Source organism: Cryobacterium sp. 10C3 (assembly GCF_034314285.1).
In the GTDB taxonomy this organism is placed as follows: Bacteria; Actinomycetota; Actinomycetes; order Actinomycetales; family Microbacteriaceae; genus Cryobacterium; species Cryobacterium glucosi.
The window spans coordinates 647,508-663,842 of the sequence record NZ_JAVIWF010000002.1 but is presented as its reverse complement, the minus strand read 5'-3'; the positions used below and the strand labels follow the sequence as shown (position 1 = coordinate 663,842).

General features: G+C 69.2%; 12 protein-coding genes and 1 pseudogene. 8 read left to right on the top strand and 5 right to left on the bottom strand.

The genetic code is table 11. The features are described 5' to 3' along the window. Nucleotides 1-53 precede the first annotated feature (53 nt). Complete coding sequence (locus RGU41_RS03750; protein WP_134559402.1) at nt 54-911, top strand: sugar phosphate isomerase/epimerase family protein; 858 nt, start codon at nt 54-56, stop codon at nt 909-911. Between the two features lie 154 nt (nt 912-1,065). Here the strand turns inward: RGU41_RS03750 and RGU41_RS03745 are convergent, their stop codons facing one another. From RGU41_RS03745 to RGU41_RS03735, 3 genes are read right to left on the bottom strand one after another with little or no spacing between them, the layout of a single operon-like run. Then, a complete protein-coding gene (locus tag RGU41_RS03745) occupies nt 1,066-2,997 on the bottom strand; it encodes a YhgE/Pip family protein (RefSeq protein ID WP_322135586.1) in 1,932 nt (643 codons plus the stop codon). Further along, entirely contained in the window at nt 2,994-6,017 is a 3,024-nt protein-coding gene (locus RGU41_RS03740) for an MMPL family transporter (protein WP_322135585.1), read from the bottom strand. Before RGU41_RS03740 ends, RGU41_RS03745 begins: the two co-directional genes overlap by 4 nt. 5 nt (nt 6,018-6,022) lie before the next feature. Continuing rightward, nucleotides 6,023-6,661, bottom strand: a complete 639-nt coding sequence (locus RGU41_RS03735) for a TetR/AcrR family transcriptional regulator (protein WP_134447353.1) — start codon at nt 6,659-6,661, stop codon at nt 6,023-6,025. 139 nt (nt 6,662-6,800) lie between these two features. On the opposite strand from RGU41_RS03735, the gene RGU41_RS03730 reads away from it, so the two are divergent. The 7 genes and pseudogenes from RGU41_RS03730 to RGU41_RS03700 all read left to right on the top strand — a co-directional run bounded on the left by RGU41_RS03730 (nt 6,801) and on the right by RGU41_RS03700 (nt 11,999). Further along, the gene (locus RGU41_RS03730; protein ID WP_134447351.1) at nt 6,801-6,989 is read left to right on the top strand and encodes a hypothetical protein; all 189 of its coding nucleotides are present in this window, start codon (nt 6,801-6,803) and stop codon (nt 6,987-6,989) included. Between the two features lie 158 nt (nt 6,990-7,147). Beyond that, entirely contained in the window at nt 7,148-7,534 is a 387-nt protein-coding gene (locus tag RGU41_RS03725; protein WP_322135584.1) for a hypothetical protein, read from the top strand. Between the two features lie 73 nt (nt 7,535-7,607). Beyond that, nucleotides 7,608-9,448 (top strand): annotated as a pseudogene (locus tag RGU41_RS03720) (glycoside hydrolase family 15 protein). Between the two features lie 67 nt (nt 9,449-9,515). After that, nucleotides 9,516-10,166, top strand: coding sequence for a biotin transporter BioY (locus RGU41_RS03715; RefSeq protein ID WP_134447346.1), 651 nt, complete (start codon nt 9,516-9,518; stop codon nt 10,164-10,166). Between the two features lie 6 nt (nt 10,167-10,172). Beyond that, on the top strand, nt 10,173-10,853 hold the full coding sequence (locus RGU41_RS03710; RefSeq protein ID WP_322135583.1) for an ABC transporter ATP-binding protein: 681 nt from the start codon (nt 10,173-10,175) through the stop codon (nt 10,851-10,853). Next, nucleotides 10,850-11,443, top strand: coding sequence for an energy-coupling factor transporter transmembrane component T family protein (locus tag RGU41_RS03705; RefSeq protein ID WP_134447342.1), 594 nt, complete (start codon nt 10,850-10,852; stop codon nt 11,441-11,443). The genes RGU41_RS03710 and RGU41_RS03705 overlap by 4 nt, the downstream gene beginning before the upstream one ends. A gap of 118 nt (nt 11,444-11,561) precedes the next feature. Continuing rightward, complete coding sequence (locus tag RGU41_RS03700; protein ID WP_134447340.1) at nt 11,562-11,999, top strand: flavodoxin family protein; 438 nt, start codon at nt 11,562-11,564, stop codon at nt 11,997-11,999. A gap of 57 nt (nt 12,000-12,056) precedes the next feature. Here the strand turns inward: RGU41_RS03700 and mgtA are convergent, their stop codons facing one another. Together mgtA and RGU41_RS03690 are read right to left on the bottom strand one after the other, a co-directional pair. Next, on the bottom strand, nt 12,057-14,768 hold the full coding sequence (gene mgtA / locus RGU41_RS03695) for a magnesium-translocating P-type ATPase (RefSeq protein WP_134448038.1): 2,712 nt from the start codon (nt 14,766-14,768) through the stop codon (nt 12,057-12,059). 150 nt (nt 14,769-14,918) lie between these two features. Then, nucleotides 14,919-16,313, bottom strand: coding sequence for a cation:dicarboxylate symporter family transporter (locus RGU41_RS03690; protein ID WP_134447338.1), 1,395 nt, complete (start codon nt 16,311-16,313; stop codon nt 14,919-14,921). Nucleotides 16,314-16,335 lie beyond the last annotated feature (22 nt).

Here is a 16,335-nt window from a genome sequence, read left to right as displayed (position 1 = left end):
CTATTCGGGCGCGCGACACCCGTTGTTCAGCAGTCGGGTTTACTCTGGCGCCAATGATTCGCATCGGCATGAGCACGACGTGCGCCTATCCGCTCTCGACGGAGCACGCCTTCCGGCTCGCGAAACTCGCGGGCTACGACGGCATCGAAATCATGGTCTCCCGCGACGACGTCACCCAGGATGCCGCTGCGCTCCTGGCCCTGTCGCGGAAATACAAGCTGCCGATCTTCTCGATCCACGCTCCCGTGCTCCTGCTCACGCATTTCGTCTGGGGTCGGGACCCACTCGTGAAGCTCGAACGCTCGGCGGCGCTCGCGGCCGAGGTCGGGGCGCGAACCGTCGTGGTGCATCCGCCGTTTCGCTGGCAGGCCGACTTCGCCGTCACGTTCCTCGACTCCGTGCGCGAGATCAGCGCGGACAGCGGCATCGAGATCGCGGTCGAGAACATGTTCCCGTGGAAGTTCGGCGGCCGGGGCATGAAGGCGTACTCCCCCGGCTGGGACACCACCCGGATGGACTGCGACGCCGTCACGCTCGACTTCTCGCACTGCGCCCTGAGCGGGCTCGACAGTCTCGCGATGGCGACGGAGCTCGGCGACCGTCTCCGGCATGTGCATCTCTGCGACGGCTCCGGCTCCCTCGACGAGGGCAAAGTCTTCGACGAGCACCTGCTGCCCGGCCGTGGCAGCGAGCCGGTCGCCGAGGTGCTCAACCTGCTCGCGCGCACCGGCTGGGACGGCCGGATCGTCGCGGAGGTCAACACCCGCAAGGCGCGCACCGAGCAGGAACGCCTCGTGCTGCTCGTGGAGACCCTCGCGTTCGCGCGCTTGCACACCGCCCAGCGCCGGGTGCGCCGCGCCCCGCGGTCGCCCCGCGCCCACGAGTCCCTGCGCCCCGGACAGCAGCACTAGCCCCGTCCCCACGCGCGAAAGCGGGTGAATCGTCGGTCTGGTCCGCTCAAACCGACGTTTCACCCGCTCTCGCGGAAGGAGCTCGTGCGTCAGCCGCGGGCGAGGGCCAGGGCGAAGGAGCGCGGGCCGCGCTTGGCGGCAACGGCCCAGAACGTCAGGCCGATGCTGACCACCGCGAAGAGCAGCAGGATGCCCACGGCATTGAGCGCACCTGCTCCCCTCCGGAGACGATCCCCTGCATGCCGCTCACGGCCCAGGTGAGCGGCAGGAACGGGCTGATCGCCTGGAACGGCGCCGAGACGAGCTCGATCGGGTACAGTCCGCCGACCGCAGTGAGCTGCAGGGCGAGGAGCACGAGGGACACCACGATGCCGACCCGTCCGAACGCCACGGTGAGGAACTGGTGCACCGCGACGAAGACGAACGCGAGGAAGACCGCGAAGCCGAGTGTCGCCGGGAGCAGGGTCCAGGTCACGCCGAGCGAGGCGTGCAGCAGCGCGACGACGACGACCGCCTGGGCTGCGGCAAGGCCGAACGCCCGGCCGAAGCCACGCGAGACAAGGCGCCCTGTTGAGGCGGTCGAAGCGAGAGCGGTGCTTGTCACCGGGCGCATCACGAGGAAGATCGCGAGCGCGCCGATCCAGAGCCCCACCGGCACGAAGACCATCCCGAGGAGCGGGCCGATCGTCGCGATCGGGTTGTCGCGGCTCGTGGTGATGGCGACGGGCTCGGAAACGACCGAAGCCGACTGCGCAGGGTCGTCCTGGTTCAGCTTCTTCGCGCTCTCGGCTCCGGACGCGAGCCCGGTCGCGAGCTGGCTCGCGCCCGTCTCGAGCTGGTGCACCCCGGTGGCCGCGGCCGCGGTCCCCGTCGCGAGTTGGGAGACGCCGCTCGAGAGGCTCGAGACGCCGGAGGCGAGGCCGGTCGCGCCCGTCCGCAGCGATGCCGAACCTGCTGCGAGCTTCGCGGCCCCTGTCGCGCTCTGCGCCACGCCGCCCTGCACCCCGGTGAGGGCGGATGTCGTCTGCTGGCTGAGTCCGGCGCCCTGCGTCGAGAGGGTGTCGAGTCCGCCCTGGAACTGGGTCAGTCCGGCCTGGTACGTGTCGAGTCCGGCCTGGTACTGGGCGATGTAGGCGTCGGCGTTTGCGGGGTCAGCCTTGATCGCCGCGGCGACCCCGGCGAACTGGCCGGCCAGCGTCGTGAAGCCCGCCGAGACCTTGGTGAACCCGGTTGCCGCCTGCGTGACTCCCCCGGTGTACTGGGCGACGCCACTGCTGAGGGCGCTGAGACCTGCCGTGCCGGTGTTGAGTTTGCCGAGGCCCGCACTGAGCGCATCCACCCCGTTCGTGTACGCGGTAACCCCGGTCGCGAAGCTCGACGCTCCTGTCGAGGCGGACGCCGCCCCGGTTGCAGCGGAGGCCGCGCCCCCGGAGAGGGAATCGAGGCCGGTGGCCACTCCGGTGACGCCCGTCGAGACCTGGCCGGCGCCATCCGCTGCCGTCGTCAGCGAGCCGCCGAGCGTTGACAGGCCGGAATACAGGCCGCTCAGGTACTGGGTCGTGATCTGCCGGCCGAAGACGCCCGTCATCGCGGAGCCGACCGTCCCTGCGACGGTTCCGGCGAGATAGGAATGCGCGTCATCGGTGCGGATGGCGAGCTCGGCCTGGGTCGGCGCTGCGGTGCCGATCGAGGTGATCGACTTGGAGAAGTCTGCGGGGATGGTGAGCACCGCGTATGCCTTGCCGGAGGCGAGTGCCGCCGCAGCGTCCGCGGAATTGGAGATCGTCCAGGCGAACCCGGTCGACGCCGTCCGCGACGAGGCCGGCGCGGTGAGCTCGGTCACGAGCAGGCGCCCGGCGAGCACGGTCTGCTTCGTGCCGTCCGCGGCCGTCGTCGTCACGAAGGTGTCGTTGTTGACGACGATCGCCGGCAGGGTGTCGAGCCGCTGGTCGGCGGTCGCGAGCGCGCCGGCGAAGACGCCTGCGACCGCAAGGGGTACCACGATCAGTCCGGCGAGTACGGCGCCGAAGGTCCAGCGGCGCTGTCCCGGCGTGCGGCTGAAGAGTCGTTCGAGCGTGGTGCTCATCGCAGTGCGGCCTTTCCATCCAGGGCGTCGGCGCCGAAGACGGCGTCGCGGGGGTCGAGGGTGTCGGTTGGCCGGGTCGCATGACGCGGCTCCGGGTCGAGCGGTGGGTATCCGCCGAGAGCTCCGCGGGCGGTGGGACCCGCCGTTTCGACGGGCTCGAGCGTTTCGAGGTCGACGACGAGCACGGCCCGGCCGGCTGCGGCGAGCGGATGCTGCGACGCCGCCGCGATGATGAGCGTGGTGTCTGCGGGGGCGAGCGTCGCAACCACGACACCGATGCTGAGTCCTGCGGGATCGGCGGGGAGTCCTTCACCCAGGTCGATGACGACGACGCCAGGACGCTCGGCGAGCGCCGCCGCGACGAGGACCGCGGCACGGGACACGGCGGAGAGGGAGGACACCGGGGTGTCCGCGGTGAGGGGTGCGACCGGGGCACGGTCGTCGGCGATGGCACGGTTGATCCGTCCGATCCAGGCGTCGAGCTGACCGCGCCGGCTGCGGGAGCGGAACCGTGGCTGGGTGAGGTCGAGTCGCTCGGCGAGCAGTTCGCCGATGGTCAGGCCGTTGTCGCGGCTGTCGCCGACATCGGCGAGCGCGACGACGCGCAAGGCGCGGCCGCGTTCGGAGGGCAGCGGGTAGCTGAGCACCTGGAGCCGGCCGGAGACCGGGTCGAGACGGCCGGCGAGCGTCGCGGCGACGACCCGGCGATGGGCGGTGGTCCCCGTGAGGACCAGTACCGATCCGGTCGGCACGGAGACGGTGAGCGGGCCGATCGTGCTGCCCGGCAGGCCGAAGACGGCCTGGTCCGCCGTGATGGCGCCGTCCTGGGCCTTCGCCCAGTGGCTGTCGAGCATGTGGTGTCGAAGTCCCTCGCCCTCGATGTCGACGTTGGGGAGCAGTCGGTCGAGCCAGCGCGGCAGCCACCACGCCGCCCGGCCTGCGAGGGCCATCGCTGCGGGCACGAGGGTCATCCGCACCAGGAAGGCGTCGAGGAACACGCCGACGGCCAGGGCGAATGCGATGCCCTTGATCGCCCCGGTGCCGTCGGGTACGAAGGCGAAGAAGACGAAGAACATGATGAGTGCCGCTGCCGTGACAACGCGGGCGGCGTGTGCGAATCCGTAGACGACGGCCTGGCGCGGGTCGTTGTTCTTGACGTACTCCTCACGCATGCCGGAGACGAGGAAGACCTCGTAGTCCATGGCCAGTCCGAAGAGCACGGCCATCAGCAGGATCGGCAGGAAGCTCAGGATCGGACCGGGCGTGCTCACCCCGAGCAGGTCGGCGAACCATCCCCACTGGAAGATCGCGACGGTCGCACCGATCGAGGCGAAGACGGAGAGCAGGAACCCGACCGCGGCCTTCACCGGAACGAAGACGGAACGGAACACCATCGTCAGCAGGATGATCGAGAGCCCGACGACGATGAGCGCGAACGGGATGAGGGCGTTGCTGAGCCGGTTCGAGATGTCGATCGACACGGCCGTCGCTCCCGTCACCGTGACGGGAGTCCCGAGTTCGGAGTCGATCCCCGGCGCGAGGTCGCGGATGGCCTGGACGAGATCCTTGGTCTTGGGGTCGTTCGGCGCGCTGTTCGGCATCACCTGGATGATCGCGGTGTCGACGGTGGCGTTCGGGGTGCCCTTGCCGACGAAGGCGACGTCGGGCAGGGTACGCAGCTTGGCGCTGATCGTCTCGAGGTCAGGGAAGATGTTCGTGGTCTGGGTGATGTCGACGACCACGATGAGCGGGCCGTTGTAGCCGGGACCGAAGCCCTCCTCGATCATGGTGAACGCCTTGTGCTGGGTCGAGTCGACCGGCTCGGACGCTCCGTCCGGCAGGTTGAGGTCGAGGCTGAGCGCGGGGATCGCGAGGGTGCCGAGGATTCCGACGACGAGGATGACGGCGACGATCGGCGCCTTCATCACGAGGCCCACCCAGCGGCGGCCCATCGTGGGCCTGCCCGTGTCCGGCATGGTCGCCCGGTTGTGGGCGCGCCCGCCGGGTTTCGGGGTGAGGCGGCCCTTGGCGAGGCCGAGAATCGCGGGCAGGAGGGTGATCGCGACGAGGATGGCGATGAAGACGGCGACCGCGGCTCCCACACCCATCACGCTCAGGAACGGGATTCCGACGACGAGCAGTCCGAGCAGGGCGATGATGACGGTGAGCCCGGCGAAGACGACCGCGCTCCCGGCGGTGGCCACGCTCGTCGATGCCGATTCGTGCGGCTCGACGCCCCTGGCGAGCTGGGTCCGGTGCCTGGACAGGATGAACAGTGAGTAGTCGATGCCGACGGCGAGCCCGAGCATCATTGCGAGCATCGGTGCGGTGCTCGAGACGGGCACGAACGCGGAGATCGCGGTGATACCGCCGATCGCAACGCCGACGCCGATGAGCGCCATCAGCAGGGGCATCCCAGCCGAGGCGAGCGACCCGAAGGTGATCAGCAGCACGACCCCGGCGAAGAGGAGGCCGAAGACCTCGGTGATGGTGATGCCGAAGGTGTTGGACGAGAAGACCTGGCCGCCGAAGGCGACCTCGAGACCGGCCTTCTCCGCGATCGCGGCCGTCGCCGTGACGGCGTTGAGGGTAGCGTCCGTCACATCCGCGGATGGACCGTCGAGTTGAACGACGCTGCGCGCGGTGGCCTCGTCCGTCGAGATGGCGCTCGAGGCGTAGTCGGAATACGGGGTGATCACGGACACGACGCCGGGAACGGCCTCGAGTTCGGTCGCCATGTCGGTGATGGCCGTCTTGTACGGCTCCGTGTTGACGGATGCCCCGTCCGGCGTCCTGTAGACGACCTGCACCGAGGCTCCGGCCGCCTGGGGGAAGACGGCGGCGAGCTGGTCGATCGCGTCCTGCGATTCGGTGCCTGGGATCGCGAAGGACTCGGCGGTCTTGCCGCCGAGCGCGATGCCGCCGCCGAGGATCCCGACGAGGAGGAGTGCCCAGACGCCGATGACGAGCCACGCGCGCTTGTAGGCGAAGTGGCCGATCCGATACAGAAGGGTTGCCATTGTGATTACTTCCTGGGCTGGGTGGTGCGGACGGCGACGGGGGCGAGGAGCTCGGAGAGGAGGGTGATGAGGGCGGGCCGGAGATCGTCGGTCGGCGTGATGTCCTCGTCGAAGAACGTCAGGCCGGCGACGAGGGAGTACGCGGCGCCGCCGAGCGCGACACCGAAGCGCATCCGGTCGATGGTCGTGGCGTGCTCCTGGCAGAGGGCGTCGCCGAGGCGCACGATCAGGGCCCTGGCCCGATCGATCACGGCGATGCCCTTGAGGGACTGGGCCTGGTTGATCAGGACATGCACTTCGAGCCGGTACTGGAGCAGGAAGTCGACGAAGTCCTCGATGAACCGGTGCCGCGAGGCCGCGTTCTCCGAGGTCGACGTGAACCCGCCGAGGATGGCCTCGAGGCGTTCGATGGCCGGGGTCAGCACCTCGCCGAGGAGGGCGTCCTTCGAGGCGAAATGGTAGAGCACACTCGATTTCGAGTACCCGGCGGATGCTGCGATCTGCTGCAGGGAGGTACCGGCGAACCCGACGGCAGCGAACTGCTGGAGCGCCATGACCCGCAGTTCGGCTCCCGCGCCGGGGCGGACGGTCGCGGTCGCGGTCGCGGCCGCTGCGGGGACGAGGTCTTCCGGTTCGATCTGCACTGGACTACCTTACCTGACCGATCGGTCAGTTCCTGCACGGTCGGTCAGTTTGTTCACCCGACGGAAACATGCCGGATGCCTGGGACCGGGCGGCACACGACCCGGTCCCGATCCGGGTACCGTGGTCCTCGGAGGACCCATGCGAAAATTCATCTTCAGCAGCGCGATGCTCGGCGTCGTCGCCGGCGGTTGGAACATCCTGCAGGCCACCCGGCGCGGACCGCGCGACTGGCGATTGCTGCTCATGTGGATCGGCTGGGCGCTGAGCGCAGCCGTCGCCATTGGCACCATCGTCAAAGATGCCGATGAACGGCAAATCGACAGCTAGAAAGCCCCGGTTTCCCTCCCGGACTCGCGATTGACCGGCGTGTCCGCGGTTCAATCATGCCCGGGGCCGCCACACTGATAGCAGAAAGAGCTTTCGATCGAAAGGGGCTCCCGATGTTTGGTCGACGACGTCGTGCCGCGCCTGCTATTCCGGTACCGGTGCTGCCCACCCCCGAGCTCAGCGACGACGAGGTGTTCGACCTCTTCCACGGCGAGCTGTCGCGGCTGATCGGCGAGCAGGGACTCTGGACCCTCGTTCCGCGCAGCCCCGCGGACACCGACGTGATCTTCCACGGCCTCAAGGCCCGCCAGGTGGCCGCCTCCCTGACATCCGCGCTCCGCAGCGCCACCTCGGAACTGCGCGGCGAGTCCGTCGGTGAACCGGCGGCACTGTCGTTCACCCCCGCCCCCATCACCGTCTGGGCCGAACCGGATGCAGCGGCCCGCAAGCCGACTGCCCCGCAGGCGGAACGTTTCGTCTCGGCCGTGCCGCTCCCGGGGTACACCGCTGTCGAACCCGCAGAACGCGCCCGCCTCGTCGCCTGAGGATTTCCTCCGGGTCCCGGCCCGGGCATCCGCTCACGGCCGGAGGACGCCCGCGCGGTGACAGGATGTCTGCATGCCCCTGAACATCGAGGATTACGCCCTGATCGGCGATTGCCATTCAGCGGCCCTCGTCGGCAGTGACGGAAGCATCGACTGGCTCTGCCTGCCGCGCTTCGACTCCGCGTCCATGTTCGGCGCGCTCCTCGGCACCGAGGACCACGGGCGCTGGCTGCTCGCCCCGGCAGACCCCGCTGCAACGAGCACGCGCAACTATGTCGACGGCACCTTCATCCTGGCCCAGGTCTGGACGACCCCGACCGGACGTGTCGAGGTCCTCGACTTCATGCCGCACGGTGACGGCCGGCCGGACGTGCTCCGCCGGGTGCGCGGCCTGGCCGGTGCCGTTGAGATGACCGAGGAACTGCGCATCCGTTTCGGCTATGCAGTGAGCATTCCCTGGGTGCGCCAGGTCCACCAGGACGGCGAGACCGTGCTGCTCGCCGTCGCGGGGCCAGACGCCATCGCCGTGCGCGGCCCGGAACTGACCGCCGCCGATCACCGGCACACGGCCACATTCACGGTCGCGGCGGGAGAGGTCGTCGACCTGCAGCTCGCCTGGCATCCCTCGCACCGGCCGCCGCCCGCCCGGATCGACGTCGACGCCGCCCTGGCTGCGACGACCGCCTGGTGGACAGACTGGGCGCGCTCGTGCACCCACGACGGTCCATACCGGGACGAAGTCGTGCGCTCCATGCTCGTGCTGCGGGCGCTCACCCACGAGGAAACCGGCGGCATCGTCGCGGCGGCGACGACCTCGCTGCCCGAATTCCGCGGCGGCCACCGCAACTGGGACTACCGCTACGTCTGGCTCCGCGACGCGGCGCTCGCCCTCAGCGTGCTGCTCGCGCACGGGTACGCCGAGGAGGCCCAGAACTGGCGCGGCTGGCTGTTGCGCGCGATCGCCGGCGACCCGGACGACGTGCAGATCATGTACGGCCTCGCCGGCGAACGCTACCTGCCGGAACGCGAGCTCCCGAGCCTGCCCGGGTACCGCGGGTCCAGCCCCGTGCGGGTCGGCAACGGCGCCGTCGACCAGTTCCAGGCCGACGTCATCGGCGAGGTCATGGTGGCACTGCACGCCGCGCGCCACAGCGGCCTCACCGAGGGCGAATTCTCCTGGCCGCTGCAGCGCGCCCTGATCGGGTCCTCGAACGAACCTGGTCCCGGCCGGACCAGGGTATCTGGGAGGTGCGCGGTCCGGCCCGCGAATTCACCCACTCCCGCGTGATGGTCTGGGCTGCCTTCGACCGGATGGTGCGGGGCTGTACCGAATTCGGCCTCGACGGCCCCGTCGAACGCTGGACCGCCCTCAGGGACGAGATCCGCAGCGACATCGAGCAGCGGGGCTTCAACGCCGAACTCGGCACATACACCCAGTACTTCGGCGGCACGGAGGTCGACGCCTCCCTGCTCGTGCTTCCCCAGGTGGGCTTCCATGATCCGACGGATGCCCGGATGCTCGGCACGGTCGCCGCGATCGAGGCCGACCTGTTGCGGGACGGCCTGGTGCTGCGCTACCGCACGGAGGTTCCTGTCGACGGACTGGCCGGTGGCGAGCATCCGTTTCTCGCCTGTTCCTTCTGGCTCGTGGAGCAGTACGCGAACTCCGGACGGGGTGAAGACGCCCGGGCCCTGATGGACCGGCTCGTCGGATTCGCCAACGACGTGGGCCTGTTGAGCGAGGAGTACGACGTCGGCGCGGGCCGCCAGGCCGGCAATACACCGCAGGCGCTCAGCCACCTCGCCCTCGTGCGTGCCGCCGATGCGATCACGGCGATGGAGGATCGGGCAGCCCGGCTCGCCGGGACGGGCAACGACGCCGCCACTGTGGCCGTCCCCGGCGCCGGCGGATAGAGATCCGCCGGATTCTTTGTAGGTCTCCTCTGGAAACCGCCCCCGCGCTGCTCGTACATTGAAAACCATGACCGCCAGAACCCTGACCGTGCGCGACCTCGCGCAGATCGCCATCTTCGCCGCGCTGATCGCGGCGCTCGGCGTCCCCGGACCTCTCTCCCTCGGCGTGATCGCGGTGCCGATCACCCTGCAGACCCTCGGCGTGATGCTCGCCGGCGCGGTCCTCGGGGCCCGCAAGGGCTTCTTCGCCGTACTGCTCTTCCTCGCCCTCACGGCCGCAGGGCTGCCGCTGCTCGCCGGCGGCCGTGGCGGCCTCGCCTGGTTCACGACCTCGCCGTCCGCTGGCTATCTCTACGGCTGGCTCCTCGGCGTACTCGTGATCGGGTATCTCACCAGCCGGCTGCTCCCGAAATACCCGTTCTGGCCCGCCCTCGGCGCGACCGTGCTCGGCGGCATCGTCATGATCTACGCCATCGGCGTTCCCGTCACGGCGTTCACCCTGCACCTCCCGATCTGGGGCGCCCTGGTCGACGCCTCGAAATTCCTGCCCGGAGACGCGATCAAGGCCGTGGTCACGGTGCTCGTCGCCCGGCAGGTGCACCGCGCATACCCGGGGCTCATCCCCCGCCGCCGCGCAGTCACCGCGTCGTCCGCAACCTCGACCCCGACCTCGACCTCGACCGCGACCCCGACCCCGGCCCGGGCCTCGGACGAGTAGGCCACCGTGAGCACGATCGTCTTCGACGGAGTGTCGCACTCCTTCGGCTACCGCAGCGTGCTCCGCGACCTGAGCCTCACCCTCACCGAACGCCGCATCGGGATCGTCGGCGCGAACGGCTCGGGCAAATCCACCCTCGTCCGCCTGATCAACGGGCTCATCACACCGGATGCCGGGACTGTCACGGTCGACGGGCTCCTCGTCGCGAAGAACGCGCGCGAAGTACGGCGCAGGGTCGGCTTCATCTTCACCAATCCTGACAACCAGATCGTGATGCCCACCGTCGAGGAAGACGTCGCGTTCAGCCTCCGCAAACGCGGACTGGGCGCCGCCGAGATCGCCGGCCGTACCCAGGCGGCACTCGACCGCTTCGGGCTCAGCGCCCACGCCGCCCATCCGGCGCATCGGCTCTCCGGTGGCCAGAAGCAGTTGCTCGCCCTCGCCGCCGTCCTCGTCGGCGAGCCGCAGGTCGTCGTGGCCGACGAGCCGACAACGCTCCTGGACGCCCGCAATTCCCGGCGCATCGCCGACCTCTTCCGGGCCATGACCCAGCAGGTGATCGTGGTCACCCATCAGCTCGACCTGCTCGAAGACTTCGACAGGGTGATCTGCATCGAGGACGGCACGGTCGTCGCGGACGGCGCACCGGCCGTGGCCATCGATGCGTACCGGGCATTGCTGGCATGATCGGCCTCTACTCCCCCGGGCATTCACTCCTCCACCGGGCGCCGACCCTGCTCAAGCTCGCCGTCCTGTCGGCCGGGGTGCTCTGGGTCGGCATTCTCGGCGAGCCGTGGCAGCTCCTGGTCGCTCTCGGCATCATCGCCGGCCTGTATCCCGTGGCCGGCGTGCCTCCGCGCGCAGCCTGGCAGCAGATCGGTCCGATCCTGTGGATCCTCCTGATCGCCGTGCCGATCCAGGCGCTCCTGTCTGGCTGGGTGCCGGCGGCGCTCATGGCCGGGCGGCTGCTCGCGGCCGTCGCCCTCGCAGCGCTCTTCACGCTCACGACCACCGTCACGGCGGTCCTCGAGGGGTTCCAGCGGCTGCTCCGCCCCTTCGATCGCTGGGTCGATGCCGACAGGGTCGGACTGCTCGTTGCGATCACTCTGCGCTGCATCCCCCTCGTCGCCGAGATCGTCACCGAGGTACTCGAGGCACGCAGGGCCCGCGGCACCCAGGGTTCCCTGCTCGCGCTCGCGGTGCCGGTCGTCGTGCGCTCCCTGTACGCAGCGGATGCGATCGGTGAGGCCCTCGTCGCGCGCGGCCTCGACGACTGATCGCACCCGTCTGACACCCGTTCTGGGTGCTTCTCCGGCACGAACGAGCCTCGACAGGCCCACCCTCCGGGACCACACTGAGAGCATCTGAACCGTCGTTTCCGACTGGAGGCCGCTCGTGAGCGCGCTCGTTGTCTTCGATTCCAACTACGGCACCACCGAATCCGTTGCAGGGGCCATCGCGGATGCGATCGGCGGCAGTGCGGTGTCCGTTTCGACCATCAGCCCGGACAGCCTGACCGGAGTGGATCTCCTCGTCGTCGGCTGCCCGATCAACGGCTGGCGTCCGTCACCGCGGATGCAGGCCTTCCTCGACCAGTTGAACCCCGGCACCCTGCGCGGCATCCAGGCTGCCGCCTTCGACACCCGGGTCCACTCGCCCCTGCACGGGGATGCCGCAGGAAGGGTGACCCGCAGGCTCAAGTCCGCAGGGGCCCACATCCTGACCCGGCCGACGGGGTTCATCGTCGACGGCAAGACCGGACCGCTCGCCGACGGGGAGCTCGACCGGGCACGACAGTGGGGCGACTCGATCGTCGCCGCCCTCGCCTCCTGATCCGTTTCCTGATCGGCCCCTGATCAGCCTCCGTCAGGATCCGCCTGCGTCGTGAGGCTATTTCCGCCCGGCCCTGGCACGTCGGCGCCGCGAGGCCGACCGTCGCCTGGCGACGACCGCTCCCGGTTCCACGACGCTGAAGCGTGCCGCGCGCCGGGCAAGGTGGTGGCTCGAGACCCGCTGACGGGTGGCCGTCGGCTGCTGCGCGGGGCGGCTGAAGAACCACTGCTTGGCGAACTCGACCAGGACGAGGTACAGCACGGTCATCCCGGCCAGGGCGAGGAAGAACGGCAGCGGCAGCGGGTCGAAGCCGAGGACTCCGGCGAGCGGAGAAAACGGCAGGTACATGCCGATCGCGACAACGGAGAACGCCGAGATGGTGAGCCCTCGAGAGGCCCGGCTGCGCAGGAACGGCACCCGTCTGGTGCGGATCGCGAAAATAATGAGCGTCTGCGTGGCCAGCGATTCGATGAACCACCCGGCCCGGAACTCTCCGGGCGCGGCCTGGAAGACCAGGAGCATCAGCGCGAAGGTCGCGAAGTCGAAGAGCGAGCTGATCGGGCCGAACAGGAACATGAAGCGCCGGATGTACCCGATGTCCCAGTGCGAGGGCGCGAGCAGCTGCTCCTTGTCGACCCTGTCGCCGGGAATGGCGAGCTGGCCGGCGTCGTACAGGAGGTTGTTCAGCAGGATCTGCCCCGGCAGCATCGGCAGGAAGCTGAGCACGACGGATGCCGTCGCCGCGCTGAACATGTTGCCGAAATTGCTCGAGGTGCCCATCAGCACGTACTTGATCGTGTTCGCGAAGATCCGTCGACCTTCCATCACCCCGTCTGCCAGCACTCCGAGGTCTTTGTCGAGCAGCACGACATCCGCGGCGTCCTTGGCGACATCCGTTGCGCTGTCCACCGAGATCCCGATGTCGGCTCCGTGCAGGGCGAGGGCGTCGTTGACGCCGTCGCCGAGGAAACCGACGGCACGCCCGTTCGCCCGCAGGGCGTGGATGAGCCGGGACTTCTGCTCCGGGGACACCCGGGCGAAGATGCTCGCTTCCTCCGCCCGGACCGCGAGTTCGGCATCCGTGAGGGCGTCGATCTCCCCGCCCGTCAGGGTGCCTCCCGACTCGAGGCCGAGGTCGCCGCACACCTTCTCCGCGACCCGGGCGTTGTCCCCCGTCGCGATCTTCACGGAGATGCCCAGGGTCTCGAGCCGCTTCAGTGAGGCCCGCGCGCTCTGTTTCGGGCGGTCGAGGAAGATGAGGAACCCGGCGAGCGTGAGGTCGTTCTCATCGGCCGGGCTGATGTCCGTGAGCCCGGAGCCGGTCCGGGTCGCCACCGCGACGACGCGGCTGCCCTTCGCGTATTGCTGGTCGAGCAGGTGCCGGGCGGCCGGTGCCACGTCGCGGCAGACCCGGAGCACATCCTCGGGCGATCCCTTGGTGACGAGGGTGAGCGTCCCTGCCGGGTCTCGCACGAGCACGCTTGTCATCCGGCGCTCATGGTCGAATGGGATCACGTCGAGCCGGGTGTACTCGGACACCTGCGAGGCCGGGGCCTCCGGTGCGGCCCAGACGGCCACATCGAGCGGGTTCTGGCCGACCGTCGACACCGTGCCCGTCGAGTAGTCGACCTCGGTCGCGAGCAGCCCGAACCGGAGGACGTCACCCGCGTCCACGTGCGGGGCCGCAGGGAGCGCCGTCGTGAACGAGATCTTCCCCTCGGTCAGGGTTCCCGTCTTGTCCGTGACGAGCACGTCCATGTCTCCGAGGTCCTCGATCGAGACCAGGCGCTTGACCAGCACCTTGCGCTTCGCGAGCTCCCTGGTTCCGGTGGCGAGGCTCGTAGACACGACGGCGGGCAGGAGCTGGGGCGTGATCCCGACCGCGATCGCGAGCGAGAACAGCAGGGACTCGAGCAGGGGGCGCTGGAGAAGCAGGTTTGCGACGAAGATGAGCGTCGTCAGCCCGATGGCCACCTGGAGCAGCAGCAGCGAGAAACGCCGCAGGCCGAGCTCGAACTCGGTCTGCGGCTGCCGGGTGCCGAGGCCGAGCGCAATGCGCCCGAATTCGGCGTGGGCGCCCGTGTAGACGACCACGCCGACGCAGCTTCCGGACTGGATGACCGTGCCCATCAGCACGCAGGAGTTCAGGTCGCCGAGCGCCGCTCCGGCGGGGATGGGTTCCGGCGACTTGTCAACCGGCAGTGATTCCCCGGTCAGGATGCTCTCGTCGCAGAGCAGGTCCTCACACGAGAGCAGGCGGATGTCGGCGGGGACGACGGCGCCGAGGGACAGGTGGAGGATGTCGCCGGGAACGATGTCGACGACATCGATCTCGACCAGGGACCCGTCCCTGACGGCGACGGCCTTGTGCGTCACCCGCGAATGCAGCGCCTCGGCGGCGAGCTCGGCCCGGTACTCATTGCTGAAGCCGAGCCCGACGCTCGCCAGGAGGATGACGCCGATCACGATGGAGTTGGTGACGTCCCCGAGGAGAAGCGACAGGGCGGCGGTCACGATCAGGAGGATGAGGATGGGACTGCGCAGTTGCCTGCCGAGCACGGACAGGGGACCTGCCTTGTGCGTGCGCACCGCATTGGGTCCGGTCGAGGCGAGCCGACGAGCTGCCTCGACGCCGGTCAGGCCCGCAGCCGTTGACCCGAGTCGGCTCAGCACCTCACCGGCGCTGCTGCTCGCGAAGTCCGCGAGCGTCGTCGCCTCGGGAGGCTCCGGGTTCAGCCTCGCGGTTTCCTTCGACGTGAGGTCGGGCATCTCCGTCATCTTCTTCTCGGTCCCCCGGTCAGGCGCCTCCGGCGGCGCTGATTCCGAGACTATCCCTCCCCGGCGAGAACACGGATGCGCGACGGCGAGCCCGCCCTCGAAGGGGGCGGGCCCGGCGCCGCGCACCAGGTGGGGCCTGGGTCAGTGCCTGGCGTCTTCGAGCACCGCAGACTGCGCAGCCCGTTCTGCCGCGACGGACCGCTCCGCGGGGGTGGGATCGATGGTGTGCGCCATCATCGTGGTCTCGTCGAACGGCTCCAGTCGGTCGAGGACCCGGTCGACCTGGGCCCTGTCGATCTCCCGGGTCCAGGAGCCGATCAGAACGGTGGCCACGGCATTGCCGGTGAAGTTCGTGAGTGCGCGGGCCTCCGACATGAACCGGTCGATGCCGACGATGAAGCCGACACCGCCGAGCAGCTGCGGGGCGTGGGCCTGCAGCCCCGCAGCGAGGGTCGCGAGGCCGGCACCTGACACACCGGCGGCTCCCTTCGACGCGATGATCATGAACACGAGCAGGCCGATCTGCTCGCCGAGGGCGAGGGGCTGGCCCATTGCTGTGGCGATGAAGAGGGAGGCCATGGTCAGGTAGATGGCGGTGCCGTCGAGGTTGAACGAGTACCCCGTCGGCACGGTGACGCCGACGACCGGCTTCGAGACACCGAGGTGCTCCATCTTGGCGATCAGCCGCGGCAGCGCCGCCTCAGACGACGACGTCGAGAAGATCAAGAGGTATTCCCGGCCGAGGTAGCGCATCAGCTTGAAGATGCTCACGCCGGTGGAAATCTTCAGCAGCCCGCCGAGGATGACGACGATGAAGAGGATGCAGGTGAGGTAGAAGGCGCCCATCAGGGTGAAGAGACTGACCACGGCCTGGAAGCCTGTCGCGCCCACGACCGCCGCGATGGCGCCGAACGCGCCGATCGGAGCGAGCCACATCACCATGATCAGGATCCGGAAGACGAGGGCCTGCACGTTCGCGATCGCCTCGAGTATCGGTTTGCCCGCCCTGCCCATCTTCTGCAGGGCGAACCCGGCGATCAGTGCGACGAAGAGGGTCTGCAGGATGTTGCCGCTCGTCAACGACGAGAAGAGCGTCGTCGGGATGATGCCCAGGAAGAAGCCCTGCGAGTCCGCGGCGGCCGGCGGCACGTATGCCGCGGCCGCTTTCAGGTCGAGCCCTGCGCCGGGGTGGATCAGGTTCCCGACCAGCAGCCCGATTCCGAGTGCGAAGGTCGACATGACGAGGAAGTACCCGAGCGCCAGTCCGCCGATCCGTCCGACCGTCGCGGCCTTCGCGATCGAGCCGATGCCGATCACGATCGTGCAGAAGATGATCGGCGAGATCATCATCTTGATGAGTGCGATGAACACGTCGCCGAGCGGCTTGAGCGAGACGGCGAAGCCGTCCTTCCCGCCGAAAAGCAGGCCGACGGTGATGCCGAGCACGACGGCCACGACGACCGCGATGTACAGGTAGTGGGACGTGTCGATCCGTTTCGCCGGCCGGACCGGACGTGTGGCTCGCAGTGCTGCCATGAGAGACTCCTTTGTCTGGTGT

Bases quoted from the DNA above. Each gene is read 5' to 3' on its own strand.
- mgtA (WP_134448038.1), bottom strand. From the start codon at position 14,768: ATGCCCGACCTCACGTCGAAGGAAACCGCGAGGCTGAACCCGGAGCCT.
- RGU41_RS03715 (WP_134447346.1), top strand. From the start codon at position 9,516: ATGACCGCCAGAACCCTGACCGTGCGCGACCTCGCGCAGATCGCCATC.
- RGU41_RS03690 (WP_134447338.1), bottom strand. From the start codon at position 16,313: ATGGCAGCACTGCGAGCCACACGTCCGGTCCGGCCGGCGAAACGGATC.
- RGU41_RS03745 (WP_322135586.1), bottom strand. From the start codon at position 2,997: ATGAGCACCACGCTCGAACGACTCTTCAGCCGCACGCCGGGACAGCGC.
- RGU41_RS03750 (WP_134559402.1), top strand. From the start codon at position 54: ATGATTCGCATCGGCATGAGCACGACGTGCGCCTATCCGCTCTCGACG.
- RGU41_RS03740 (WP_322135585.1), bottom strand. From the start codon at position 6,017: ATGGCAACCCTTCTGTATCGGATCGGCCACTTCGCCTACAAGCGCGCG.
- RGU41_RS03730 (WP_134447351.1), top strand. From the start codon at position 6,801: ATGCGAAAATTCATCTTCAGCAGCGCGATGCTCGGCGTCGTCGCCGGC.
- RGU41_RS03705 (WP_134447342.1), top strand. From the start codon at position 10,850: ATGATCGGCCTCTACTCCCCCGGGCATTCACTCCTCCACCGGGCGCCG.